The following is a 23,810-nucleotide window of genomic DNA, read 5'->3' as shown; positions in this document are numbered from 1 at the left end:
TAGGGATAACCATAGGGACAGGCCCCATGATTCAGCTTCCCCGCTCGGTCACAAGGCGGTGCTCGGCGGAGGGGTACGGCTGTCCGGCGTCACCGCGCCGATGACGCTGGGCGGCGCCATGAACGGTGCGGCCTTCCTCACCTACGTCGAACGCGTTCTGGCGCCCACGCTGACGCCCGGCGACATCGTCGTGATGGACAACCTGCCACCCCACAAACTTCCCGCTGTTCGAAACGCCATCGAAACAGCCGGGGCGACGGTGATGCTCCTGCCGCCCTACAGTCCCGACTTCAATCCGATCGAGATGGCCTTCTCCAAAATCAAGACCCGGCTGAGAAAAGCCGCCGCCCGAACCCTGCCCGATCTCTGGGAAGCCATCCGCGACGCCATCGACGCCGTCACCCCCAATGACTGCCGATCCTACTTCACCGCCGCAGGCTATGAACCAGAATGATCGGAATCCGCTCTAGTACTACAGCCGGGCATTATGGGCTTGGGTGCGTCGTTTCCAATGTGCCCGTCTTGCCCGTTGCTGGTGACGTCTTCGCCAAAGTGACCAAGCGATAACGGCGCTTTGATTGGGTGGTGGGCTGGCCACGAGATGGTAGAGGAGCCGACGGACTTCCGGCACGGTCAGGGGAAGGAGATCGGCTGCCAGATCGAGCGGGTCCTCTCCCCCCGATGGCCGCCTTGCGCAAGACGGTGAGGAAGGCGAATGCCAGCATGGCCAAGGTGATGTGCCGGTGCCATCCGGTCCAGGAGCGGACTTCGTACTGGTCGAGCCCGACCTCGTCCTTGGCCATCTCGAAGCTGCTCTCGATGGTCCAGCGCGCGCCTGCCACCCGTACCAGATCGGCCAGAGCGGTCCCTTCTGGAGCAAGGGTCAGGTAGAAGGTCAAATCCCCATCCCCTAGGCGGCGCCGGATCAACAGGGCTTTGTGCTCCAGCCCTCGGGCGCACCGCGGAACGGCAGGCGGGCCCAATCATACAAGCGCGGCCCCTTGGCGCCATCGCCCGCGCTGAGCCGATGCCAGCCATCGGCCGGCACCTCTTCGACCCAGTCGCTCACCGTGCCAGGCCACAGCCGCTGGCCGCTGGTGACGGTCAGCACGTAGCCGACCCGACGGCGCTCCAGTGTTCGCCGGATGGCGCTGTCGGTGCCGTAGACGCTGTCGCCCGCTACCCAGGCGCAAGGGACGCCGGCGTCCAGCGCCCGCTCCAGCATCGTCAGCCCCAGCTTGGGCTTGGTGGCGAACGCGACCGTCTCGGGCACCCAGGCTGTGCGGCGGCGCTCCTCGTCACAGGCCCAGGACTGCGGCAGATACAAGGTTCGGTCGATCAGGGCATAGCCGTGCCGGCCGGCGTAGCCCAGGAAGACGCCGATCTGGCAGTTCTCGATACGCCCGGCCGTGCCGGAGTATTGACGCTGCACGCCGACCGAACGCTCGCCCTTCTTCAGGAACCCGGTCTCGTCCAGCACCAGCACGGCGTCGGGAGCACCCAGATGCTCGACGACGTAAGCCCGCAAGTCGTCGCGAACGGCATCGGCGTCCCAACGCATCCGGGCCAGAAAATCCTGCACGCTGTCAGGGCTGGCATCGCCGGCAGCTTCAGCCAGATGCCAACCATTCTTGCGTTCCAGCGGCGCCAGAAGCCCGGCCAGATAGCGCCGTGCCCGCTCGCGCGCCGCTCGCGCGCCTCGGGCCGGCAAAATCGTGGACCGATCCGGATGGCCAAGGCTTCCAGATCGCCTGCCCGACTCGCCGCTTCCGTCACTGTCGTCATCCCGACCTCCCTCCGGTAGGATGAACCCTTCAACAGCCGGCCAGACAAATAATCCCGGCTGTAGTACTAGAAAAGCCGGCAGGTGGGGACAGGTTCGAGGCTTTGAGGCGCTTCGCTTCGCCTTGCCAACGCCTTGTATCACGTCCCCACGGACGCGATGTCCTGTATGAGGGGATTACCAGCCGTTTGCAAGAAACCCGCATACCCGGATCTGCGAGGGCGAAAGCCGGATGGCCGAACTCCTTGACCATGATAGCTTGGTAGAATCATGGAATGTTGGAAAATTTTGAAAAACACTTTCTCGGGTTTTAATCTATTCTCTCTTTCTTTAATGTTATCTCGTCATGCAGTGCATTTTCATGTGAGGGAAGCTTGCCTATGAAGAGGGCGATCTACGGTGCCGGTAACGGCGGACGTACTGTTTTGGAAAACATGCACCTTAGGGGGGATGATGTCGAATTTTTTGTGGACGAATTCATTGAAGCGCGTGAGGTCCTAGGCAAGCCTGTCCTAAGGATTTCTGAGGTTGAGCAACGCAAAAACATTGAATTACTATTTACGCTTGGGAATGATCACAAATCAGAAAGATTCCCAGAAAAGACTCTAATTGAAGAATTAAAAGAAAAGGGCTTTGGCCGTATACTGACCTGGGATAAGTTCATGTGGCCTTATCCTGGATTACGCATTGCTTGGGATATGGCGTGGAAAAATTGTGACTATGAGGACTTTTTGAAACGCTTTTACCCTGGCCTGACGCAATATGAAGATGTCCATGTAGACCATCGGGCGATATCTGAGGTTAGGTCATTTTTAAGCGACCAGACAAGCATAAGTATACTTGAAAAAGTTCTAAAACTGCGTTCTGATCTTCGCAAAGGACCATTGATCGATTTGCCAGATCAAATACCTCATTATTTTCCTATGACAATTGATATCTATCGGGGAATTGACTCCTTGAAATTCGCCGACGTTGGCGCGTTTGATGGAGATACTATGATGCACGTAATGAATAACAGTCGAGTACCTGTCTCTTACATTGCGTCATTCGAACCTGATCCCCGCTGCTTTACAAGGCTACAGAAAACCGCGTCTGCTCTCTATGCGGAATATCCGGAAACAAGTTTTCTTACTTATTCATGTGGAGCTTGGTCCAAAAACGGCCTCTACTATTTGTCAAACGATGGAGAGGCATGTGCAAAGCTTACCGGCGAACAGGGGCGTGGAAAGGCTATCCCCGTTGTGACCTTAGATGCTATCCTCGCTGATGCGCCTCCTAATTTCATCAAGTATGATGTGGAAGGTGCCGAAGAGGGCGCATTACTGGGTAGCCAGGAGCTCATTCGTCGCTACCGCCCAACGCTTGCAGTTAGCATTTATCATTGGGGGAACGATCTCTGGACACTTCCAATCTTGATCAAGGATATATATCCAGACTACGAGATGTATATTCGTCATCATCACTGGGGGCCGTGGGAAACGGTTCTTTATTGTGTTGCCCCTGAGGGTTCTTTAGTATCATAGTCGCAATACCGTGTTGTTAAGCGTCGCCTTGAACCTTGCAGTATTTTGGCCTGACGCTGGGGTGTTGGCAGTCCACCCAACGATTGAAGGTGTTTGGATTGAGGGCGTGGCGGCGGCAGTAGTCGGCTCGCGGTAGGCCGCTGGCGCGCCACGCCTTGACATGTTGGCGGTCTGGTGTTGCGGCACGGCGATCTGCCGTGGTGGTTGCAGTTCGGCCGCGGACACTGGTTCAGGCGTTTCGGGAAGGGGCGCCAGCGACTGCAGGTCAGTGGGCGGTAGAATGTGGATGTGGTCCTCGTAGCTCCAGCGGCGATGGTCCGGCGCGGCGGCTCGGCTGCGGGTGGGAAAGTTGCTCATCTTGCGTTTCACCACGCGCGGATTGTGGCGCCCGCGGCTCCATTCCGCGGGCACCGCCCGGATTTCAGTAAGCATCCGGTGAGTGCCGCGGTCAGGCAGCTTTCGTCTGCTCGCGGATTGCTTTCCAGTTCCAGGGCAGCAGTTCATGCAGGCGGGTTTGGGGGATGTCGTTGATGTGGGCCAGCACGTCGGCGAGCCACACCGGCGGGTCAACGTCGTTGAGCTTTGCCGTGGTGATCAGGCCGTACATGATCGCCGCTCGCTGTCCGCCGCGATCGGAGCCGCAGAACAGCCACGCTTTCCGGCCCAGAGCGATGCCGCGCAGGCCGCGTTCGGCGGCGTTGTTTGTCAGGCACAGCCGGCCGTCGCTGAGGAACTTGGTGAAGCCGCCCCAGCGGATCAGCATGTAGTCCATCGCCTTGGCCACGGGGGCATGGCGGGAGAGCCGGGCGCGCTCCGTCCGCATCCAGTCCTCCAGCGCGGCTACCAGGGCGATGCCGTGCTCCTGGCGGGCCGCCAGCCGCTCGGCCGCCGGCTTGCCGTTCAGGGCGCGCTCGAGATCGAAGAGGGCGTCGATGCGCTTCACGGCTTCCAGTGCCAGCGGTGAGAGCGGCGGGGCGTCCTTGCCGCGCTTGGTGTTCGCGGCGATGTCGGCCAGCTTGAAGAAGCCGCGCCGGGCATGCGCCCAGCACAGCACGTCGCGGATCGGCCCCGGCTTGCGGTCGGGTTCGTACAGCCGGTTGTAGCCGGCGAACGCATCGGCCTGCAGCCAGCCCGTGAAGCCGGCCAGGTGCCGTTCGGGATGTTCGCCCTTGCGATCTCGCGAATAGTGGAACAGTGCTGCCGGTGGGGCTTGGCCGGCAAACGGCCGGTCATCACGCACATACACCCACAGCCGCCCGGTGTCGGTCTTGCCCTTGGCCAGCACCGGCACCGGCGTGTCGTCGCCATGCAGGCGATCCGCCGCCATCACATGCGCGGCGATCAGGTCGTGCAGCGGCTTCAGCACCGCGGCGGCTGCGCCCACCTGGTCGGCCAGGGTGGACAGGCTGAGCGGCACGCCCTCCCGCGCGAAGCGTTCGGCCTGCCGGTTCAGCGGCTGATGCTGGCCGAACTTCTCGAACAGGAGGGTGGCCAGCAGGTGGGGGCCGGCCCAGCCCCGCGGGGTGGTGTGGAACGGCGCCGGCGGCTGGCTGATCGTCTCGCAGGCCCGGCAGGAGAACCGCTCGCGCACCGTCTGGATCACCTTCCATTGGCGCGGGATCACCTCCAGCGTCTCGGTGATCGTCTCGCCCAGCTTGCACAGCTTGTCCGAGCCGCAGCACGGGCAACTCACCGGAGCCGGCACAACGACGCGCTCGCGCGGCAGATGGTCGGGAAAGGGCTGGCGCGACGGCCGCTTGCGGGTGAAGGCCGCCACCGCGGTGGTTTTGGCAGCGGCCTGCTCGGCCGCCAACTCGTCCTCGCTGGCCGTTGCTTCCAGCTCTTCGAGCTGGAACTCCAACTGGTCCAGCAGGCGCGCCTTACGCTCGGAGCGCGTGCCATAGAGTTCGCGCCGGAGTTTCTCGATTTCCAGCTTCAGGCCGGCGATCAGCGCCTCGGTATTCGACGCCATCGCCCTGGCCCGCGCCGCTTCGGCTTCGGCCGCGTCCGCCCGCGCCTCGGCCTGCGCCAAGGCGGCGCGCAGGCTGGCAATGTCGTCGGGCAAGGCGTCCATAGGGCCGGATTATACCCTGAAACCCGCATCGATCCTTGCTCTTCCTGCCGGATCACGGCGGGCTGATTCACTGTGCCGCAGCCTATCCGGCCGAGCGTGGCCTCCAGGTTTGCTGGGGATTGCGCCAGTCGATTGCGTCGAGCAGATACGCGAGCTGAGACGCGGAAATGGCCACGGCTCCGTCAGCCGGACTGGGCCAAATAAAGCGGCCTCGCTCAAGCCTCTTCGCGTACAGCGACATGCCGAGCCCATCGTGCCACAGGCACTTCACCATGTCGCCGCGACGCCCACGGAAGACGTATAGATCGCCGGCATGAGGGTCGCGGCCAAGCCCTTCCTGGACCTTCAGCGCCAGCGAGTTCATTCCACAACGCATGTCGGTGACCCCGCCGACCAGCCAGACCCGCACGCCTGACGGCACCGGGATCATGCTGACCACCCCGACAACGCGGCGATCACCGTTCCGACCAGAGCCGGATCGGCCGGGCCGGTGATCCGCAGGCGGGCCGCAGCGAACTCAACCTCAATGATGCCGTCGGGCGGAGTGCAGGAGGCTGGGGTCGGTTCCGGCGCGTCCTCTAGCGACGGCTCATCGGTGGCGACGGTGATCGGCATGAAGGCCGGCAGCCGGGGTTGCTGACCGAAGAACTGGCGGCGCCAGCGATACAGCAGGCTGACGTCCACGCCTTGGCGTCGGGCAACCTCGGTCGCTTTGACGCCGGGCCGGAACGCCTCTTCGACCAGCCGCAGCTTCTCCTCATCAGTGAACTGCCGCCGCTTCTCCAGACCCGTAATCACCTCGACGCGTTGGATAGTCATAGGGACTGCCATAGGGATAGCCATAGGGACAGGCCCCATGATTCAGCTTCCCCGCTCGGTCACAAGGCGGTGCTCGGCAGAGGGGTACGGATTTCAACCAGGATCATCACCAGCATCCGCTGCCGTCGCCGAGGGGGAAAACGCTGCATGCAGCGGCAAACGTATGGCCGTTGCAAACTCGACATTCTTCAGGCGCGTGTCATCTGCCGCGGAGGAGGGGCGCACCATGGCCTCAACCAATGCCGCTATTGTTAACAAAAGCGACATTTATACCGTAGTAGAATCAAATCTCATTGTGACCTCGTGACATCCTCGCATTTTTTGCCCTATACCAATCGCATGGTCAGCCTTCCCTCGGCCAAAGTCAGGCCTGATAGGAGAACATAACTATGAGCTTCCGTGTTGCACCTCCAGGTCTGTTTCAGGTCGAGATCACCAATGTCTGCAATATCGACTGTGCGATGTGCGCGCGGCCTGCCGGCCTCAATCGAAACATTGGGCATATGGATCTTGACCTTTTCAAGACCATTGTGGACCAATCTTGGGTCAATCAGATGCCTATTCATTGGTTTCATCACTTCGGCGAGACGCTAGCCTACCCATACCTACGCGAGGCATTGAGTTACTTTAAAGAGCATGGCTATGGTCCTGGCCGGGTCTCGACCAACGCTATTCTGTTGAACGATGAAAAAATTGATCTCTTGCTGGAAAATGCCAGCTATGTTCTCTGCTGCTTGGACAGTATGCAACCAGAAGCCTACAGAAGAATTAGAAATAACAATCATTTTGAAAAGGTAAAGGACAACATTTCGAAGTTTATTCGGGAGAATGAGCGTCGCGGCAGCAATACCACAATCGTTGTCCAATTTTTGCGGACATCATACAATCAAGATGAAGATTTCTCAATGATGGCTGAGCATTTTGGCCGCCATCAGAACGTAAAATTTATTGAAAAGCGTACAGACAAGCACCCCAATGGGGGTGATCTGACCTTGTTCTTGCCGGAAGATGAGGTTGAAAACCGCCGCAATTGCGTCAAGCTCAAGACAGAACTCTGTATTTTGGTCGATGGCACCTGTGTGCCGTGCTGTTGGGATGCAAAGGGCGAACAACCGATCGGCAAAGTTCCTGACGAGGATATTGGTGCGATTTGGCACGGTCATCGCCATCGTGAAATGCAACGGCAACTGAAAGATGGGGTAAACGGCAAGCTGTCCTTGTGCGATCGGTGCGCTGGTCCTGTCTCTGATTCTCTGTTCGGTATCGCGGAGCGCATCAATGCCTGGGCTGGCGAATGGGCTCGCGATAAGCGGCGTGTGGTGCTGGCTCCAACCAATCCAATGATCCTCAAGCTGTTGGAAAATACCGCCTTGAGAGACGTGAACGTGGTGGCCCTGGCTGATCGGGAGCCCAGGGGGAAAACATCCAGTCATGGCATCCCTGTTGTCTCCTACGATGAAATTGGTGCCTTTGCTCCTGATCTGATGTTCGTTTTTTCTCCCGCCTACAGCTCAGAAATTTACTTCGATCAGAGACATTGGCGCGAAAAGGGATTGGAGCTGGTCGTTTTGGGCGGATATCTCGACTGACGGCATCACGTGGACTGCACGAGATAGGGAATAAGACCGCATGGTCTATTTTGTCGAAAATGAGCTTATGCCGCCCCCTCAGGTGGTTCTTGATGACGCCTGCCAGCACTTGGCGCGGCTTTCCGAGCGGGGTGCGCGCATTCTGATCGCTCCCCATTGTGATCTGGTGACTGTGCTGTATCTGCGCGGTGCGTTCCTGGGGACGACCATTTTGGGAACGTTGGATCGCAACGTGGCGAAGCGGGGTGAGATCATCGGAAACCTGGACGTCTTTGCGTATGATGACATTGAGCGACTGCGACCCGACGCTGTGGTGGTTGCCCATACCCGGTATGGGGGGGACATCTTGCGAACCCTCACACCGGAAGCGCAAAGATTGGGATTTGAACTCGTTTCCCTTTGTGACCGTTATGACCAGCGGGCTTACCGGAGTGAGTTGGCGGCACATCTGGATTTCCGTCAGACGTTGGCCAAGCGGGTCGGCGAAGATCAAGCGTTGCCGCGCGACTTGACCATCACCATTCCCGCTGGTTGGGGATTGGGCGATCGGTTGTGCGCGCTGAGCACAGCTCGCGAATTCTCCCGTCGCTTTCCCATGCACCGTGTGCACTTCCGGTATTTGAAGGATATAGCAACAGCTTACTCCGATACCCTCCTGATCCATGGGCATAATGGGTTGGTGATACCGGAAAACTCCTCTTTGTTTCATAGGCAGAAAGACACATCACCCGCAGGGAATTATCTGGGATGCTATTATTTGGGTATAGGCTTAGACTTCGACGCCTTACCCAATCTAGACCTGCCGCTCGTTCCCCCACTGCCTGGATTGGAGCCGGGCCGGTATGCCGTGTTGCAGACCGCTGCCAATTGGGCTCGTCCCAATCTGTCAAACAGTGCCTTGCAACAAATCATCGACCAGTGTCCACTTCCGGTCGTTTTGGTTGGGAAGCCTGATCAGAGCATCGCGCTACAACGGGTTATTCCCTTGGGAATGGGGGATGAAATGACTATGCTCCGTGCGGTTCGGCATGCGCGTCTGGTGATGGCGCCGCGTTCTGCCAGTGCCCACATTGCCTCCGCATATCGAGTGCCCAGTGTGATTTGGGTGCCCGATGATGGAGAAAATTGGCATCTCGATTATCCAGGCTGGCCTCACACCTGCATTCGGGCAGCCTCCGAGCAGGTTGTTGAGCAGGTAACCAAAGCTGTCGTTCCCCTTTTGTAGAACAATTTAATAAGATAAAGCAGCCTAGGAAAATATAAATGTGATATTCAACATATCGGAAATCCATCCTTATTAATTTCCCTGCAGCAGATTTTGGAAATTCACGTCTTCTTCTATGTCTTCTTGTTGACCTTCAACATCTCACACAGGACCGTAAATATGATGAAATCACCTTTTAATAACCAGATCAAAATACCAGATTTTGTCTTGGAAAAATTAATTCATATTTTGCCTGATCTTCTTCGAGATCAGCGGCAGGTTTGCCTCTCGCCAGCAGGTTCCTTGACAAAGGCATTGCTGACCTCCGGATTTCTGGCAGGACTGAATCTTGTGGCTGTTGTTGATCGTGCACCAGAGGGTAATTCGGAGGGCGTTTTTGGCCTGCCTGTTATCCATCCAGATGCTCTGCCCCAAAGCGGAGCTGACGTCGTTTTGGTTTGTTCCTTGTCTTTCCGGCAAGAAATTCTTCTTCAGCTCATTCCTGGCTGTGTTTCTGCCAATATCGAAGTGCTCGATATGGCCGAGACTCAAGCCTCTGCCACACAAATAGCTCCGCATCTTGGTGATCTGCTTTCCAATACCCGCCGCCTGGAGCACATTCATACCCTGTTGTGTCAGGCTGAAATCCGCAAGCTTTTGTCAGAGCCGCGGCTGTCCGACCCGCGACGGGTTGAGAGGCATGGCTACAAATGTTATTCCCAGCATGACGAGGATGGAATCCTGGCGGAAATCATCAATCGCCTGGAGCGGCCAATCCCGCGTCGCTTTGTTGAGTTTGGTGTTGGCGATGGAATGGAAAACAACAGTCTCCTCCTTCTAAAGCAGGGGTGGGAGGGGCTCTGGATTGAAGGCAGTTCAGTTAGCTGCGCTTCAATTCGCAACAATTTTTCTGCATATATTTCTGACGGAAAATTAAAACTCATGAATAGCTTTATTAATAGAGACAATATCAATGACCTGATTTCCAATGCTTATAGTGGTGAAATAGGCGTCCTAAGTGTGGACATTGACGGAAATGACTACTACGTTTGGGAAAATATTTCTGCTGTCAATCCTCTAGTAACAATTATTGAGTATAATGGCAAGTTCCCACCACCATTGCGGTGGACCATTGATTATGATCCTGATCATTCTTGGAAATTGGATGACTATCAAGGAGCTAGTCTCTCTGCATTGTTCGACCTTGGACAGGAAAAAGGTTATCAAATGGTGGGGTGCAATTTGAATGGCACAAACGCCTTCTTTGTTCGCAAAGATTGCCTGACGTCACGCTTTCTGATCAGCAATAATCCCGCTGACTACTATCACCCAGCTCGGTATTACCTAACAGAAGGGTATAAAGGCATGGCAGGCCATGTACCGAGCCCTCGTCCAGGCCGGTTCTGGTCGTGACCGGGTTCTGATAGCTCATCATACGAGTGCCCATCATGCGCGATCTTGTCCTCGGTCTCAGCCTGTACCACGACTCATCGGCAGCGCTGGTGTCGCTTGAGGGCGACAGTCTGGCTTGCATGACGGAAGAACGCTTTTCCAACATCAAGCATGATGGTGGGTACCCATCAGCATGTATTCGCGAAATCTTGGCTTTGGCAGACCGGCATCAATGGGGCCGCGTGCGTTATGTTGCCTTCAACTACGCGCCAATTTTGATCTTAGAGGAAAAGCTGTTCAGCTGGTTGGACAGCGCCTTGCCCGCCGAAGCCGCCACTGTATTGAAGACAGCCATTTGTGAAGTGGCACCGCACGCCACGGTGTGCCGCCCCATGATGTACCCCTTTACGTATTTGGCGGCCCTCTGTGATCGTTTGGGAATGGATGAGGATGTCAAAGAAGAGACCTTGCGCCGTATTCGCTGGAATCTTAACCGTTACTTCCAACTTGCTGACGTCGAGAAGTATTTGGTAAGCCAGTTTCCTGATGCTGAAGTCATTGGAGTGCGCCATCACGACTGTCATGCCGCTAGTGCTTTTTACCCTTCCGGCTTTGACCAGGCTGCCATCTTGACCATCGATGGTCACGGCGAGTTTGAGACCATCAGCTTGGCGGAAGGGAGTGCTCAAGGCATTCGGCGTTTGGGGAACACTGTTTGGCCACACAGCCTCGGACTTCTCTATCGCAACTTCACCGAATTTCTCGGCTTCGGCTGGCTGGGGGACGAGTACAAGGTCATGGGCATGTCGGCCTACGGCACTCCCCGCTACGCTGACCTGTTTGCCGGTTTGGGAGCGGTCGATCACAACGGCGCGCTGCATCTGACATTTGATGATCTACTGATCCGCCAAGAAATGCCCTACTGCCCAGGGGAGTTCTGGCCTGGAATCAGTCGCAAATTTAAGAGGCTGCTGGGTGGCGCGCGCGTTCCCGGCACTCCGTTCGAACCCAGACATTTCGATATTGCGTGCAGCCTTCAACGCTTTATCGAAGGGATCGGGGTGCAGCTCGCCCAAAATCTGCGCGCCCGCCTTCCCTCTGAGGTGGACGCGCTGTGCATTTCTGGCGGTGTTGGGCTGAACGGTCTGATGAATCAACGGATTTATCAGCAGGCAGGCTTCAAGCACATCTTTGTTCAACCCGCCTCTGGCGATGATGGTACGGCATTGGGAGCTGCACTCCACATCGCTGCCGAAAAAGGACGGTGCAGACCCGGTCGACGATTGGAGCATGTCTTTCTTGGACCAGACTATGGCCCTGATGAGCTGCTGGCCAGTATGCGCGCGCTGGGCTTAACGTGGGACGAGCCAGAGGACATTGCCTGGACTGTGGCGCAACATTTGGCTGCGGGCAAGGTGGTGGCCCGGTTTGAAGGGCGCTCAGAGTTTGGACCGCGTGCCTTGGGGCATCGCAGCATCATGGCAAGTCCACTGCATGCTGAGATGAAGGACATTCTCAATGCCCGGATCAAGCATCGGGAAATGTTCCGTCCTTTTGCGCCTGCCTGTCTGGCGGAGTTTGTGAATGAGTATTTTGACGTCGCCGATCGGTCGGAGTTCATGTTGCTGATCTGTCCGGTCAAACCGGACAAACGTGACCGTATCCCTGCTGTGGTTCACGTCGATGGTACGGCTCGCGTGCAATCTGTCAGACAAGATGCCAATCCAGGCATGTATGCAATTATCAAAGCTTTTCAGGGCTTGACCGGCATTCCTGTAATCATGAACACATCTTTTAATGTGAACGGAGAAACGATTGTAGAGACACCACAGGACGCCTTGGAATGTTTCTTGTATACAGATATCGACTATTTAGCGATTGAAGGATTTTTGATTTCCAAAAAGCAAAATATTGCGCAGCGGATTGATCTTCCAGCAGATCAATTTCTGCAACGTCGAAAAGGCCGCTATATACAGCATTATTGGTCACATGAGCTTTACAAGCGGCTTGATACCTATATTCCTGGTCATTTGGAAACGGACTGGGAGCAGGAGCGCCTGCGGCGGGATGATGATGCAGCCCGACGCATGGTCGCCGCCGCGCTCAGCCGTGGTTGGCAGAATGTCTGCATCGCCGGAGCAGGTGTTATTGGACATGCGGTGCTGACTTATGCCCACCGTCATGGTTTGACGGTGGGCATGTTCAGTGATGCCAATGCCAAACCGGGGCAAAGCGTAACTGGAGTGCCTGTCCTTTCCCTCTCCCAAGCCTTGGATGCCGGTGCACGGCGGTTCATCATCGCCGCGAACCAGTTTGAGGACGACATCTTTGCCGCGATCACGACACAGGCGGCCGACCATGGCGTTTTGGTGGAAACCATAGGTATGGTCGACGTGATGCTATGAATGAGCGTTTGCAGAACCGGCTGGCTGGCAGAGACGACGCATGCCCCATGTGCTGATTGGAACCGGCGCTTGGCCGGCAGCCGTCATTGCCGCTTGGCGCGACGGTCTGCCCACGGACTGGTCAGTTGTTGTATTGGATGGCCGAGGTGATGCTGATGAGCTTGTTGATCAGCGCACGCGTGTCCTGCCAGCCCCCAGGACGGGACTGGACGCTGAGGTGTTGTCCCGTTGCGGAATTGCCGAAGAAACGATACTTCTCTGCTTGGCCGATGACGGACTGCTCGTCTGTCCACAAGCATCGTTCCCAATCGCCACCGACCTGTGTCTGGTCCGAACAGCCCTCCCCTGTCCACCATCTGGCGCGTATGCCCCCCCATCCTTTCGCCGCCCAGAGCATTATCTGGCAGGTGCACTGCTGAGCGGTGAGAGATTGGCCCATCTGTGTGCCAATACTCCCATTGCTTTGGACCGCTGGTTGGGTCACGTCATTGCTTGGCGCCATCTCACTGCAGGTGGGCGCCTAGGGCGCCTGCCCCAAGACTGGCTGGTTTTGCCGGCTCCTTTGCAATGGAGCGGACGCGATTGCCACAAATCCCGTCCGCTGGCATTGCCTCTGTTGCGGGACAGTGTTCAGTCCTCCACCATGGCGGTGAGCTCACGGTTGACACAGGCTCTGTCTGTTTTGGAGCGGCACACTGCTCCCAGCGCGCATGTCTGGGACGGAGAAATGGCGGAGGCTGACAAGGCCACAGTCGATGCCGCGTTATCCGATCTGACCGCCGAGCTTTGCCAGCGACTCCCGCCAGTAGAGCCGCCTCCCCCACAGCCTATGCTGGACCATACGGCTCCCTTGGCCGTGATCAAGCTGGATGAGATCGGCGATGCTGTGATGGCAACACCGGCCTTGCAGACATTACGCCGTGCGTGGCAGGGCGAGATCCGATACTTGGGTTCCGACAAGGTCCGGAATCTCATTGAAACCTGCCCTGATGTCGATCGCACTCTGTTCATCGAGGGGGGGGGCAGCCTCCAAAACCCGGCCCAGGGCGCAGCCCATCTTGCACGCTGGTTGCCTGTGGTGCGCCGCTTTCTGCATGGCGTCGCCGCAGCCGTCATTCTGCGCCCAGCCGCTGATCATTATTTCGCCCTACACTTTGCTGTCCTGGCCCAAGTCCCCCGCATAATGGCCGTTACCTCTAGCTATGTTCAGGACATTGAACGGTTCAACACGGGCTATCAGGCTAGTTGGTCAGATCGACTGATCCTGAACACCTCCTGCCATGAAGCGCAGGCGATGGGGCTGTTGGTTGAGCAGTTGGGGGGCGCGCCCATAACACCGCGCTACACCCTGACCCTGACACCAGACGACCAAGCCGTCGCGATGGCGCTGCTTTGGGAGGCGGGAGGACAGGCCATCCAGGGGGTTGGTTTTGGCATTGGTGCGCAAAATGGCCGGCGGTGCTGGCCAGCGGACCGCTTCGCCGCTGTGGCGCAAACCCTCTGTACCAACCCAAGGGCGCGGATTTTTCTGTTGGGTGCCGCGCAACACCGGCCGATTGGCGAAGCCATTGTGGCTGGTGTGGACGCAGGCTTGCGTCGCCAAGTTCTCAACATGTGCGGCAGGACGACCTTACGGCAGTCGGTGGCGCTGTTGTCCTATCTGCAAGGGTTTGTTGGAAACGACTCAGGCCCGTTGCATCTGGCGGCGGCGGCTGGCATCCCCGTGGTGGAGATCTCGTGCCACCCCCACGGAGCGTCTCCCATGCACGACAATGATCCCCAACGCTTTGGCCCATTGGGAGTGCGCACCGTCATTGTTCAACCGGCACAGCCATCTGATCCCCGTTGTGCGCAGGGCTGTGTGGTCGACAGCCCGCATTGCATTGCAGCCGTCACTGTAAACGAGGTGCTGACCGCTTGCCGCAACCTCTTTGGCTCAATGATCCCATAGATGCGCCCTCACGGCTGCCAAGGGAAGCATCGGCATCGCAACAAGAGGCCCTTTTGCGATGCCAATGCCTGATCAGGCCCGCTCCAAGTCCGGTCGGCCCAGGGTGATCAGGCGCGGCGGCGACAGTCCGCCGGCCACAGCTTGATCGCGCATCAGCACCGCCAGCCGGTCGGCATAGCCCAGCGTCACCAGCACCAGAGGCAACTCCAAGCCGGCCATTTCGCCCATGTCCCGCACCGGCACCCCATGGAACAAGGGGGGCGGGACGAGATGCCCCATCAGGTCGGCATAGGCCGCAAGCTCCAGTTCGGCCTCGCGGGCATAGCGGATGAAGTCCGGCCCCATCCCACCATCGCCGCCCACGGCCAGGATGCCGAAGCGGCCGTCCGTCCGTCCCCGCAACCGCTCCACCAGTGCCCGGCAAACCGGGCCATGCCCGCCTTCCAGCCCCAGCCGATCAGCCGGCTGGTGGAAGATCCCGGGAACCAGGCGGGTCAATGCGCCCTGCGGCCAGGGGGCAAGAGCCGGGCGCAATCCCAGAGCCAGGGCCAAGACCGGCCCCTCCCCCATCTCTATCAGCGGCTGCACGGTTGCCAAAGCCGTGGCATCGCAGAGGATGCGCTCTCCGTCCGTGCCGTCATTCTGGTCATAGGCAAGGCCGCCCAGGATGTCCGCCTCCAGTCCGGTCGGCCGCAGCAGGGTCGCGGCCAACGGCAGCAGGGCCTGCACCCCCGTCACCGCCACCGTCTCCCCCCGTGCCGGATAGACGGCGGTCATCAGGCCGGCATAGCGGCGAATGCCCTGCTGCAGCAGAGCCAAAAGCTGCCGCTCCTCCCCAGCCGCTGGAGGTTGGGCCAAAAGCGGAACCACCCGTCCATCGGCATCCCGCCGATGACCCAATGTCGTGCCGTCCAGCCCGGTCAGCACCCGTTCCAGGATTTGCGGACTGCGATAGAGCACCCGGCCCAGGGCCATCCCCGTCCTGTCCTGTCCGGCAAAAATCTGGACTCTGATGCCGTCGGCAAGGGCGGCGACGATGTCGGCAACCGCATAGGCCAGGAAGATGCGGCAGCGCCGCCGCCCCTCCGGCAGCAGCCGGGCCACCGCGGCGGGCGTGCTGCCGCGCGCGCCAAGATCGACCAGCGCCACCGGCTCTTCCCGCCCCAGGACCTGCGCCAGATAGTCGAGCAGCCGCTCACGCGCCTCCTCCGCCAGACGTGCGGCGCGGAAACGCAGCTCCGGATCATCGAACAGGGTCAGCACCCGGTCAACGGCACTCCCTCCATCCGTCGCCGGCTTGGCCAGAAGTTCTTCCAGCGTCAGTCCGGCGAGGTCCAGCAAAGCTGCCGACACCGTCCCACCCGCCTGGACCAGCAGCCTGTCCCAGGGCAGATGCGGCCTTTCCCCCAGGATGCGGCGGGCCGCAGCGGCGTCCAACCCTGCCAACTCCAGCGGCATCAGCGCCTGACGGGACAGGTGGAGCGCCACCACCTCCATGTCATAGCCGCGATGGGCGATCCAGTCGCGCATCAACGGGGCGAACAGCACAGCCTCGCGCATCAGCGGGGCGATGCGGCGGATGTTCTGGCGCCGGCATTCCTCAACCACCCAGCGGCAATATTCCGCCACCGCCGGTCCCAACACCAGGGCGCCGAACTCCAGCGGGAAGGCCTCGTCTGCCCCGTCTTCCTGTCCGGCTAGTGCGGCCAGCCGCCGGGGCGGGGGGGATGCCTCGCCCACCAGCCCCATCACGCTGCGCTCTCGCTCGCGCAGGCGCGTCAGTCCTGGTCCCGGCACATAATGGATCGCCTCCACCCCGGCGGCGCGCGCCATGGCGATGTCGCCCAACGGATCGTCCCCGATATGGATGATGCGTCCGGGAGGGATCCCTGGATGGGTGGCCAGCAGCAGCCGGAACAGGCCGCCATCCCGTTTCGAGCAGCCTTCGACACCGGAGACATGAAGGCGGCCATAAAGCTCCGGCCCAATCCCGGCTCCCGTCAGCAGCCGCGCCAGATCGGCAGGTTCCAGATACATGTCGGACAGCAGGACCACCGGAACCCCGGCTGCCGACAGGTCTTGCAGCACGGTCAGCAGCAGAGGATTGGCGAAGATCCATTCGGCCTCCACCTCCAGTTCCAGGGCGGCCAGCATCGCCGGATCGACCGTTTCGGACAGGAGGTGGCGAAGTTCGGCATGGATGGCCGCGAGCCCCACCTCTGCGCTTGCGACCCTTGTCCTTGCCCGGCGCTCCGCTTCCTCGCGTGCCAGACGGAACAGCACGGGCGTCAATCCAGGATCGATCAGCCCTGCGGCGCGCGCCCGCTCTCCCACCACCTCGAACAGGTCGCCAGGCTGCTCCAACCGGCGCAGCAGGAGGGTGTCGAAGACGTCGAACGACACCAGCAGAGGCTGGCGGTCGAGAATGGTGGACAGGTTCATAGGAGCTGGCCGGGATCGTTAGACAGAGGGAGCGACGGGAAGCGCCGCCCATCTTCCTTTGTCAAGCGGAGGTCGGCAAGTGGACGCAGAAAAGCCGTCGCTCCCTCCTGCTCCCCTACCCCACGATCTTCCACGACCCGTCGGGCTGGCGGCAGGCGGTGCCGAAGGCCTGTTCGGTGCGGCCGCCGACGACGATGGTCTGCTGGAACTCGCGGCAATAGGAGCCGGAGCCGTCATAGCCGTCGCGGACCGGCACGACGGTGCCCTGGTTGCCGGACTGCGGGTTGTTCCAGCTGATCCGCTGGCCGATGGGCGCGCTGTAGGCCTGATAGGCGGCGCGGTCTGCATATTGCTGGTCGGCGTGGTCGAGCGAGGCGCCGATCTCGCGGCCGGCGAAGGCGCCCAAGAGCGTGCCGATGCCGACCGCCACCAGCTTGCCCGAACCGCCGCCGAAGCGCGACCCGATCAGGCCGCCGGCGACGGCGCCGCCGACGGTGCCGACCCCCTCCTTGGTCCCCATCGAGCCGGTCTGGCAGCCGGCCAGTGCGGTGGACAGCGCAAGCACAGCAACGGCAGCGATACGGGTGGGGCGGATGTGGGCACGCATCGGAGGCTCTCTTTTCCGAGGATTGTTCCCCGATCATAGCGCAAGCGCTGCCGTTTGTGCAGACGTCCTTGGCGGAACGCCTGCCACCAGGGCACAGCGGCGTTCCAGGTCGACCTCATCAATTCCACCCAGCTTGCGGAGCCATGGAGCGAGGGGGTGCGTTCAACCTCCGCGACATCGGTCCGCCCGGCCGTCACTGCCGACCGTCGGGGTCAGGTCAGGAGGCTCCGCCCGGCCGCATCTGGGCGGGCAGGATCTGCGGCGGCAGGTGCTGAATACCGGGATGGCCCGGCGGAAGCCAGATCAGTTCCAGCGACGGAGACGTCTTCGCCAGAAGATCGAAGCCAAGCCGGTGGTAGAACCAGTGGACGCGCGTATCCACCTCGGCCACCGACAGGGTGATCGGAATGCGCATCTGCGCCGCAGTTCCCTGAAAGCTGCGCAGCAGATCGGTACCGATGCCCTTGCCGCGCGCCAGACGATGGATCTCCACCTCCGACACCCGCCAGTCGTAGCGGCCGAGATCCATGACGATCCGTCCCACCGGCTGTCCCGTCTTCTCGATGACGAAGTCGAGATGTTCCGGATAGCGGGTTTCCTGCCCCATGCGCCGCGCGCTGTACTGCTGTTCGTAGAGCGTCCGGATGAAGTCGCGGTCGTGGTGCGCCTTGCCCAGCCAGGGGCGCGCGTCCATGAACAGGCCCAGCAGGAAGTCATCGTCCGACGGGCGCGGGAAACGCACCGTCAGCCCGCCGAGCAGAGGCAGCGACCCATTCAGAACGGCCATCGGCCACACCCCTCCCGGTAGCATATGCGAGGGTTCTGCATAGCCGATGACGCGCATCCAACGCAAGAATCGCCACCCGGCCCATCGGCGCGTCATGCGGGTCGACAGAGGCAACGGCCGCTCTGCGCAATGATTCCCGCGCTGCCGGACAGACAAACGGACGGGCCCCTTAGCGGGACGCCCCGGATAGCTCACCGGAAAGCGCCGCGGCCCATTATACATATCAAAGTATGCAATCAGGGCGGGATCATCAAAAATTTTTGTGAAGAAAAGTAACTTTTTGTATCGGCCATTGCCACCCAATCAACCTGATAAGAGAGTGTGCCTGCATGCTTTTATCGCATTCGACGTGGTGACGCGTCCTCGGAGGGGTGCCGTTCACAGCTCGTCGCAACGGGTTTCATATTCAGGAGGTTTCGCCATGGAAGTTTACCTCGGTTTGGTTTTCCCGTTCACCGGAGCCTACGCTCCGCAATACACGGCGCAGTGCTTGGGCCAGCAGATGCAGGTCGGTCAGAATCAGGCCCTCTTCGCGATCACCGGCGCGATGTATGGCGGCAACGGCACGACCAACTTCAACCTTCCGGACCTGCGCGGCCGCGTGATGGTCGGCTCGGGCACCAGCCCCTATCTCAACAACCAGACGCTCAATCCAGGGAACTTCGGCGGCGTCGCGAACAACACGCTCACCAAGCAGAACCTGCCGGCGCACACACACGCCGCGACCTTCACTCCGGTCGGCAGCAGCACCAGCGCGACCGTCACCGCCGCCGCAGCCATCCCGCTGAGCACCGTCGTCGGCGGCAGCAACATCCCGGCGAGCGGCAGCAACTATCTGGGCGCCTTTCAAATCAACGACCCCAACGGCTCCGGCATCACCATGGAGGGCCCCTACAGCTCCGGCACCGCGCCGAACGGCTCCGCCCTGGTCGGTTCGGCCACCGGCACCGTTACGATGGGCGGACTGACTGGCACGGTCAGCATCGCGGCGGGCGGCGGCGTCACCAACCCGTCTCCGGTGAACAACATGCAGCCCTATCTGGCACTGACCATGCTGATCGTCACCAGCGGCATCTTCCCGATGCGCGACTGATCCGGACGTCTTCCCCGATCGTCGAACACCGGATGGACGGACGCGGCGCGTTGGCTCCGCATGATCGGAACGACAGCCGTGATTTCAGAACTTGAGCCCGGACCTTTGAGATGACCATCGACATTGCCACCATCTCTCACGAGATGTTCGCCCCGCATCTCGGCCAGACGTTCCGCTTCCTGGCCCCGGAAGACGGGTCCGTGATCATGGACGTCGAGCTGACGAAGCTGACGGTTCGTCCGGAATGCACGCCGCGCTGGGCGAAACGCACGTCCTTTTCGGCTCTGTTCGAAACCTACGGCCCCAGCCAGCTGTGGAACGGCAATTTCCAGATCGACCATCCGACGATGGGACCGCTGGGGCCATTCTACATCGTGCGCGTCATTCCGCGCGACCCCGAGCGGGGCTGCTTCGAGCTGATCCTGAACTGAGCCCCGGCAGCCAGGCGCCTTCGCACGACACCGCGCACCGTCCGTCCCAGCGCATCGTTTCCACCGGAGATTTCGCCATGGATTTCTACATAGGATCCGTCTTTCCATTCGCCGGCAATTTTGCCCCCGTGAACACGCAGCAATGCCTGGGGCAGGCGGTGAACTCCGCTCAATTCCAGGCCCTGTGGGCGATCACGGCCGGGGCCTTCGGCAGCGCATCGAACAACTCGACGTTCAATCTGCCGGACCTGCGCGGCCGCGTGATGGTGGGGCCGGGCACCAGCCCCTACACCAGCAGCACGATCAACACCGGCAATGCGGGCGGCTCGCAGTTCACGGGGATCATCGGAAACAACCTGCCGGCGCACACCCACGGCGCCACCTTCCAGGGCGGCAGCGCGGGCGGCACCGTTCCGTTCAACGCGACAGTCACCGTGCCGCTGAACCCCGCGGTCGGCACCAGCAACATCCCGTCCTCCATTCCTGCCGTGCTGGGCGGACCGTTCATCGACCCGAGCACCGACGTGACCGTCGACGGACCGTACATCCACGCCGCCAACCTGCCGACGCCACCCACTGGAAGCTCGCTGATGGGGGCGCTCTCCACGCAGGCTACGGTCAGCGGAGGCCCCACGGGCGCCACCGTGCAGGTGAGCCCGGGAGGAGGCGTCGTGTCCACCCCGGTCCCGCTCAACAACCTGCAACCCTACCAGTCGCTGTTCTTCTTCATCTTCATGCTGGGCTATTTCCCGTCGCGTGATTGATACGGAGCGCCCCGGCTCCGTCCGGTGGACCGGGGCGCTTCTCCCATGCGGCGTCCCGATCCCTACCGTACAATTGGGGGCCTCTCTCGGAATAAATCATTGATATCAAATCATTTTTCCACGCGGTTTTCATCCGGCCGGAATGGCGGAAATCGGGATTTCCAATCCAAATCCGGTTTTGCCGCTGTGACTGCAAGTGCCTGATGCAGCACGGAAAAGACCCTGAGCCAGACCCCGACCAATGATGGGCCGACGCGATTATGACAAAATTGTCATATGTATAGGACTTAAAACCATTTGTCTCTTGATGAAACAACTTTACACAACATGCGTGCAGATATCCAAAAAATGTCCGGATGACAGCTTCAATTTGGATTTTCAAGCTATTGCTATGCGCCAGATAAAGGGTATTTTTACCCACTTTGCACACTCATAGATAATCGATTTCGGCATGGGACCGGGCGGTCTAGCGGTGGGGGATACTATGCGGATTTGGAATGCGAAGGGCGTTGGCGGGAAGAAGGGTTCCGGCATGGCGCGCAAACCGACCCCATCGTTTGCCATGGCGCTGGAGCCGCGCTTCATGTTCGACGCCGCCGGTGCGGCGACGGCGGCAGAGCAGCATGTCCAGCCTGACCAACCGACGCCTGACAGCCAGCCGCATGCCACCGACGCCTTGCAACCCGATGCCGCGGCGACGCCACAGGCACCGGATGCGCCGGCGGCCGACAGGGCGTCTTTCCCCGCTCCGGGCTTGCCCTCGGACGCGCAGCCGCAGAACGAGCAAAGCTACCGGTCGGTGGTGTTCGTCGATACGTCGGTGCCCGACTACCAGACGCTGATCAAGGACATCGCCCCCGATGCCAAGGTCGTCCTGCTCGATCCCCAGAAGGAAGCGCTGGGCCAGATGGCGGACGCCCTGTCCGGGATGTCCGGCCTGGATTCGGTCCAGGTCGTCAGTCACGGCAACGAAGGCCATCTTTATATCGCCGGCCGCTCCTATTGGGCGGACGGCTTGGCGAACCGTGGGCAGGATCTCCAGGCGATCGGCGCCGCGCTGAAGCCCGGCGGCGACATTCTTTTCTATGCCTGCAACGTCGGCGCCGGACAGGCGGGGCAGAAGTTCGTTCAGACGGTCCATCGGCTCACCGGCGCCGACGTGGCGGTGTCCAACGACGAGACCGGCAACGCCGCCGGGCAGAACTGGACGCTGGAGGTGCAGAGCGGAGCCATCGAGGCGACGAATCCCTTCGCCCGCTCCTCCATGGACAGCTTCACCGGTCGCCTGACAACCGTCGTCGTCACCACGGCGACTGGAACGGGGGCCGGGACGCTGAACAACGCGATCGTGAACGCGGCCGCCGGGGACGTGATCGAGTTCAGCTCGACGCTGACGTCCGGCACGGTTTCCCTGGGCAACACGACGGCCCTTGTGGCGGCGGCGGCTCAGGACTTCACGATCAACGGCGACGTGGATGGCGACGGTATCGCCGATATCACGATCTCCGGCGACAATGGTGACAATACAACAACGTCGAGTGACTACCGGGGCATCTCCTTCAACGCGACAGGCAAGACGCTGACGGTCAAGAATTTGGTCTTCGAGCGATTTTACACCTCGCTTGGTAACCAGGGCCTTCTGATGTTGCAGAACGGGTCTCTCGTAGTTGATGGCGTGACCTTCAAAAATAATTTAAGCAACATCATCGCTACAGCAAATACAGCCACAGATTTGACAGTCAAAAATTCCGTATTCCGTGAGAATTCGAGCGTTGTGGTCGGGACCGCTGCTTTCTCGACGATAAAATCATTGGTGACAGGAACGACCACGATCGAAAACAGCCTCTTTGTCGACAACACATACCTGATGAATGCTGGCGCAGCCTCGGTCTCTTATCCGGGTGGCGTCATCATGGTGCAAAGCACCACGTCGGCCTTTACGGCCAATATCCGGAACGTCACCATTGCCAACAACAGCTACATCAACAACGATACCGCGGCTGCCGCCATCCAGACCGCGGCGATCGGCACCTATTACGGCGGATCGACGGGCACGGCCACGGTCAATGTCTACAACACGATCATTGCCGGAAACTCGGGAAAACTTGGCACAACGAACTTCTCCGACCCGAACGCGATCATTTACAACAGCGGCAAGGTCACCCTCAACACAGGAAGCAATTACCAGGGCGCCATAACCGGCAACGCGATCTTCGTCGACTCCACCAACGCCACCAAGAGCCTGCGCGACTATCGTCCGGCCTCGACCGCGACGACCTTCCTCAACGCCGGCGACAGCAGCAACACGAACCGCTACGGCGGCAGCTACGACATCCGCGGCATCGACCGCATCCGCGACGGCGCCCTCGACCTCGGCGCCTATGAGGTGCATTGGAACGCGGGCGAGCCGTCGGTCGACCTGAACGGGGCGGGCACCGGTACCGGGGAGTCCGTCACCACCTCCACGCCCTCCTCCGGTGTGCTGATCGCTCCCAATGCCGCCCTGACCCAGACGGACAGCGACACGCGCCTGCTCGGCGCCACCATCACCCTATCCGGCACGTCGGACGGCGCGGCGGAAGTCCTGAGCATGCTTACGGCATCCGTGGCGACGGCCAAGACCTACGGAATCAGCGTCACCGGCAACGACTCGTCGACGATCACCCTGCGGGGCGCCGCCAGCGTGGCGGGGTATCAGGCGGTGATCCAGCTGATCCAGTACAAGAACACCGCCGGCAGCGCCACCGCGGGCACCCGCACCGCGACGATCACCGTCAACGACGGCGAAACAACCAGCACCGCGCGGACCAGCCAGATCACCGTCAGCGGCGGCTCCTCCTCCAACGGCCCACCGGTGAACAGCGTGGCGCCGGGCGTGACGGGCACGGCGACGGTGGGCAACGCCCTGACCGGGGGAACAGGCAACTGGAGCGACCCGGACGGCGA

General features: G+C 60.3%; 18 protein-coding genes and 1 pseudogene. 11 read left to right on the top strand and 8 right to left on the bottom strand.

Features of this window, described 5'->3' with window-relative positions:
- A partial coding sequence (locus TSH64_RS01465) for a transposase (RefSeq protein ID WP_146207972.1) occupies nucleotides 1-454 on the top strand: 454 nt, incomplete at its 5' end.
- A gap of 250 nt (nucleotides 455-704) precedes the next feature.
- Here the strand turns inward: TSH64_RS01465 and TSH64_RS01460 are convergent.
- A pseudogene (locus TSH64_RS01460) lies at nucleotides 705-1,785 on the bottom strand (IS701 family transposase); the annotation flags it as partial.
- Nucleotides 1,786-2,163: 378 nt separating this feature from the next.
- On the opposite strand from TSH64_RS01460, the gene TSH64_RS01455 reads away from it, so the two are divergent.
- Nucleotides 2,164-3,306: an FkbM family methyltransferase gene (locus TSH64_RS01455; protein ID WP_109095391.1), complete on the top strand. Its 1,143-nt coding sequence runs from the start codon at nucleotides 2,164-2,166 to the stop codon at nucleotides 3,304-3,306.
- A 448-nt stretch (nucleotides 3,307-3,754) separates the two neighbouring features.
- On the opposite strand, the gene TSH64_RS01450 is transcribed toward TSH64_RS01455, so the two are convergent.
- The 3 genes from TSH64_RS01450 to TSH64_RS01440 all read right to left on the bottom strand — a co-directional run bounded on the left by TSH64_RS01450 (nucleotide 3,755) and on the right by TSH64_RS01440 (nucleotide 6,199).
- Nucleotides 3,755-5,380 (bottom strand): IS66 family transposase, encoded by a 1,626-nt coding sequence (locus TSH64_RS01450; protein WP_109095390.1) that lies wholly within the window; start codon nucleotides 5,378-5,380, stop codon nucleotides 3,755-3,757.
- Between the two features lie 82 nt (nucleotides 5,381-5,462).
- Nucleotides 5,463-5,810 (bottom strand): IS66 family insertion sequence element accessory protein TnpB, encoded by a 348-nt coding sequence (tnpB, locus tag TSH64_RS01445; protein ID WP_109095389.1) that lies wholly within the window; start codon nucleotides 5,808-5,810, stop codon nucleotides 5,463-5,465.
- Complete coding sequence (locus TSH64_RS01440; RefSeq protein ID WP_158285328.1) at nucleotides 5,807-6,199, bottom strand: transposase; 393 nt, start codon at nucleotides 6,197-6,199, stop codon at nucleotides 5,807-5,809. Before TSH64_RS01440 ends, tnpB begins: the two co-directional genes overlap by 4 nt.
- Nucleotides 6,200-6,588: 389 nt before the next feature.
- On the opposite strand from TSH64_RS01440, the gene TSH64_RS01435 reads away from it, so the two are divergent.
- The 4 genes from TSH64_RS01435 (at nucleotide 6,589) to TSH64_RS01430 (ending at nucleotide 12,789) form a co-directional block, all read left to right on the top strand.
- The gene (locus tag TSH64_RS01435) at nucleotides 6,589-7,788 is read left to right on the top strand and encodes a radical SAM protein (protein WP_109095387.1); all 1,200 of its coding nucleotides are present in this window, start codon (nucleotides 6,589-6,591) and stop codon (nucleotides 7,786-7,788) included.
- Nucleotides 7,789-7,828: 40 nt separating this feature from the next.
- Entirely contained in the window at nucleotides 7,829-9,013 is a 1,185-nt protein-coding gene (locus TSH64_RS35200) for a glycosyltransferase family 9 protein (protein ID WP_146207971.1), read from the top strand.
- Between the two features lie 159 nt (nucleotides 9,014-9,172).
- Nucleotides 9,173-10,405, top strand: coding sequence for a hypothetical protein (locus TSH64_RS35195; protein ID WP_146207970.1), 1,233 nt, complete (start codon nucleotides 9,173-9,175; stop codon nucleotides 10,403-10,405).
- Nucleotides 10,406-10,440: 35 nt separating this feature from the next.
- Entirely contained in the window at nucleotides 10,441-12,789 is a 2,349-nt protein-coding gene (locus TSH64_RS01430) for a carbamoyltransferase C-terminal domain-containing protein (RefSeq protein WP_109095386.1), read from the top strand.
- Between the two features lie 121 nt (nucleotides 12,790-12,910).
- On the opposite strand, the gene TSH64_RS35535 is transcribed toward TSH64_RS01430, so the two are convergent.
- A complete protein-coding gene (locus TSH64_RS35535) occupies nucleotides 12,911-13,084 on the bottom strand; it encodes a hypothetical protein (protein ID WP_158285327.1) in 174 nt (57 codons plus the stop codon).
- A gap of 432 nt (nucleotides 13,085-13,516) precedes the next feature.
- On the opposite strand from TSH64_RS35535, the gene TSH64_RS35530 reads away from it, so the two are divergent.
- Nucleotides 13,517-14,740 (top strand): glycosyltransferase family 9 protein, encoded by a 1,224-nt coding sequence (locus TSH64_RS35530; RefSeq protein ID WP_158285326.1) that lies wholly within the window; start codon nucleotides 13,517-13,519, stop codon nucleotides 14,738-14,740.
- Between the two features lie 72 nt (nucleotides 14,741-14,812).
- Here TSH64_RS35530 and TSH64_RS01420 read toward each other — a convergent pair whose 3' ends face one another.
- The 3 genes from TSH64_RS01420 to TSH64_RS01410 all read right to left on the bottom strand — a co-directional run bounded on the left by TSH64_RS01420 (nucleotide 14,813) and on the right by TSH64_RS01410 (nucleotide 18,576).
- Nucleotides 14,813-17,182 carry an HAD family hydrolase gene (locus TSH64_RS01420; protein WP_109095384.1) on the bottom strand — a complete coding sequence of 790 codons (2,370 nt, stop codon included), beginning with the start codon at nucleotides 17,180-17,182 and terminating at the stop codon, nucleotides 14,813-14,815.
- Nucleotides 17,183-17,297: 115 nt separating this feature from the next.
- Nucleotides 17,298-17,789, bottom strand: a complete 492-nt coding sequence (locus tag TSH64_RS01415) for an RT0821/Lpp0805 family surface protein (RefSeq protein WP_109095383.1) — start codon at nucleotides 17,787-17,789, stop codon at nucleotides 17,298-17,300.
- Nucleotides 17,790-18,006: 217 nt separating this feature from the next.
- Nucleotides 18,007-18,576 carry a GNAT family N-acetyltransferase gene (locus TSH64_RS01410; RefSeq protein WP_109095382.1) on the bottom strand — a complete coding sequence of 190 codons (570 nt, stop codon included), beginning with the start codon at nucleotides 18,574-18,576 and terminating at the stop codon, nucleotides 18,007-18,009.
- 421 nt (nucleotides 18,577-18,997) lie between these two features.
- Here TSH64_RS01410 and TSH64_RS01405 point away from each other — a divergent pair, with 421 nt between their 5' ends.
- From TSH64_RS01405 to TSH64_RS01390, 4 genes are all read left to right on the top strand, one after another.
- Nucleotides 18,998-19,669 (top strand): tail fiber protein, encoded by a 672-nt coding sequence (locus TSH64_RS01405; RefSeq protein ID WP_109095381.1) that lies wholly within the window; start codon nucleotides 18,998-19,000, stop codon nucleotides 19,667-19,669.
- Between the two features lie 110 nt (nucleotides 19,670-19,779).
- Nucleotides 19,780-20,100, top strand: a complete 321-nt coding sequence (locus tag TSH64_RS01400; RefSeq protein ID WP_109095380.1) for a hypothetical protein — start codon at nucleotides 19,780-19,782, stop codon at nucleotides 20,098-20,100.
- Between the two features lie 77 nt (nucleotides 20,101-20,177).
- Nucleotides 20,178-20,864, top strand: coding sequence for a tail fiber protein (locus TSH64_RS01395; protein WP_109095379.1), 687 nt, complete (start codon nucleotides 20,178-20,180; stop codon nucleotides 20,862-20,864).
- Between the two features lie 532 nt (nucleotides 20,865-21,396).
- Nucleotides 21,397-23,810, top strand: a 2,414-nt coding sequence (locus TSH64_RS01390; RefSeq protein ID WP_247872694.1) for a DUF4347 domain-containing protein, incomplete at its 3' end; no start/stop codon positions are given.

The sequence above is a fragment of the Azospirillum sp. TSH64 genome (assembly GCF_003116035.1).
Classification (GTDB): Bacteria; Pseudomonadota; Alphaproteobacteria; order Azospirillales; family Azospirillaceae; genus Azospirillum.
This window is presented reverse-complemented; position numbering and strand designations above follow the sequence as displayed.

Bases quoted from the DNA above. Each gene is read 5' to 3' on its own strand.
- TSH64_RS01455 (WP_109095391.1), top strand. From the start codon at position 2,164: ATGAAGAGGGCGATCTACGGTGCCGGTAACGGCGGACGTACTGTTTTG.
- TSH64_RS01450 (WP_109095390.1), bottom strand. From the start codon at position 5,380: ATGGACGCCTTGCCCGACGACATTGCCAGCCTGCGCGCCGCCTTGGCG.
- tnpB (WP_109095389.1), bottom strand. From the start codon at position 5,810: ATGATCCCGGTGCCGTCAGGCGTGCGGGTCTGGCTGGTCGGCGGGGTC.
- TSH64_RS01440 (WP_158285328.1), bottom strand. From the start codon at position 6,199: ATGACTATCCAACGCGTCGAGGTGATTACGGGTCTGGAGAAGCGGCGG.
- TSH64_RS01435 (WP_109095387.1), top strand. From the start codon at position 6,589: ATGAGCTTCCGTGTTGCACCTCCAGGTCTGTTTCAGGTCGAGATCACC.
- TSH64_RS35200 (WP_146207971.1), top strand. From the start codon at position 7,829: ATGGTCTATTTTGTCGAAAATGAGCTTATGCCGCCCCCTCAGGTGGTT.
- TSH64_RS35195 (WP_146207970.1), top strand. From the start codon at position 9,173: ATGATGAAATCACCTTTTAATAACCAGATCAAAATACCAGATTTTGTC.
- TSH64_RS01430 (WP_109095386.1), top strand. From the start codon at position 10,441: ATGCGCGATCTTGTCCTCGGTCTCAGCCTGTACCACGACTCATCGGCA.
- TSH64_RS35530 (WP_158285326.1), top strand. From the start codon at position 13,517: ATGGCGGAGGCTGACAAGGCCACAGTCGATGCCGCGTTATCCGATCTG.
- TSH64_RS01420 (WP_109095384.1), bottom strand. From the start codon at position 17,182: ATGAACCTGTCCACCATTCTCGACCGCCAGCCTCTGCTGGTGTCGTTC.
- TSH64_RS01415 (WP_109095383.1), bottom strand. From the start codon at position 17,789: ATGCGTGCCCACATCCGCCCCACCCGTATCGCTGCCGTTGCTGTGCTT.
- TSH64_RS01410 (WP_109095382.1), bottom strand. From the start codon at position 18,576: ATGGCCGTTCTGAATGGGTCGCTGCCTCTGCTCGGCGGGCTGACGGTG.
- TSH64_RS01405 (WP_109095381.1), top strand. From the start codon at position 18,998: ATGGAAGTTTACCTCGGTTTGGTTTTCCCGTTCACCGGAGCCTACGCT.
- TSH64_RS01400 (WP_109095380.1), top strand. From the start codon at position 19,780: ATGACCATCGACATTGCCACCATCTCTCACGAGATGTTCGCCCCGCAT.
- TSH64_RS01395 (WP_109095379.1), top strand. From the start codon at position 20,178: ATGGATTTCTACATAGGATCCGTCTTTCCATTCGCCGGCAATTTTGCC.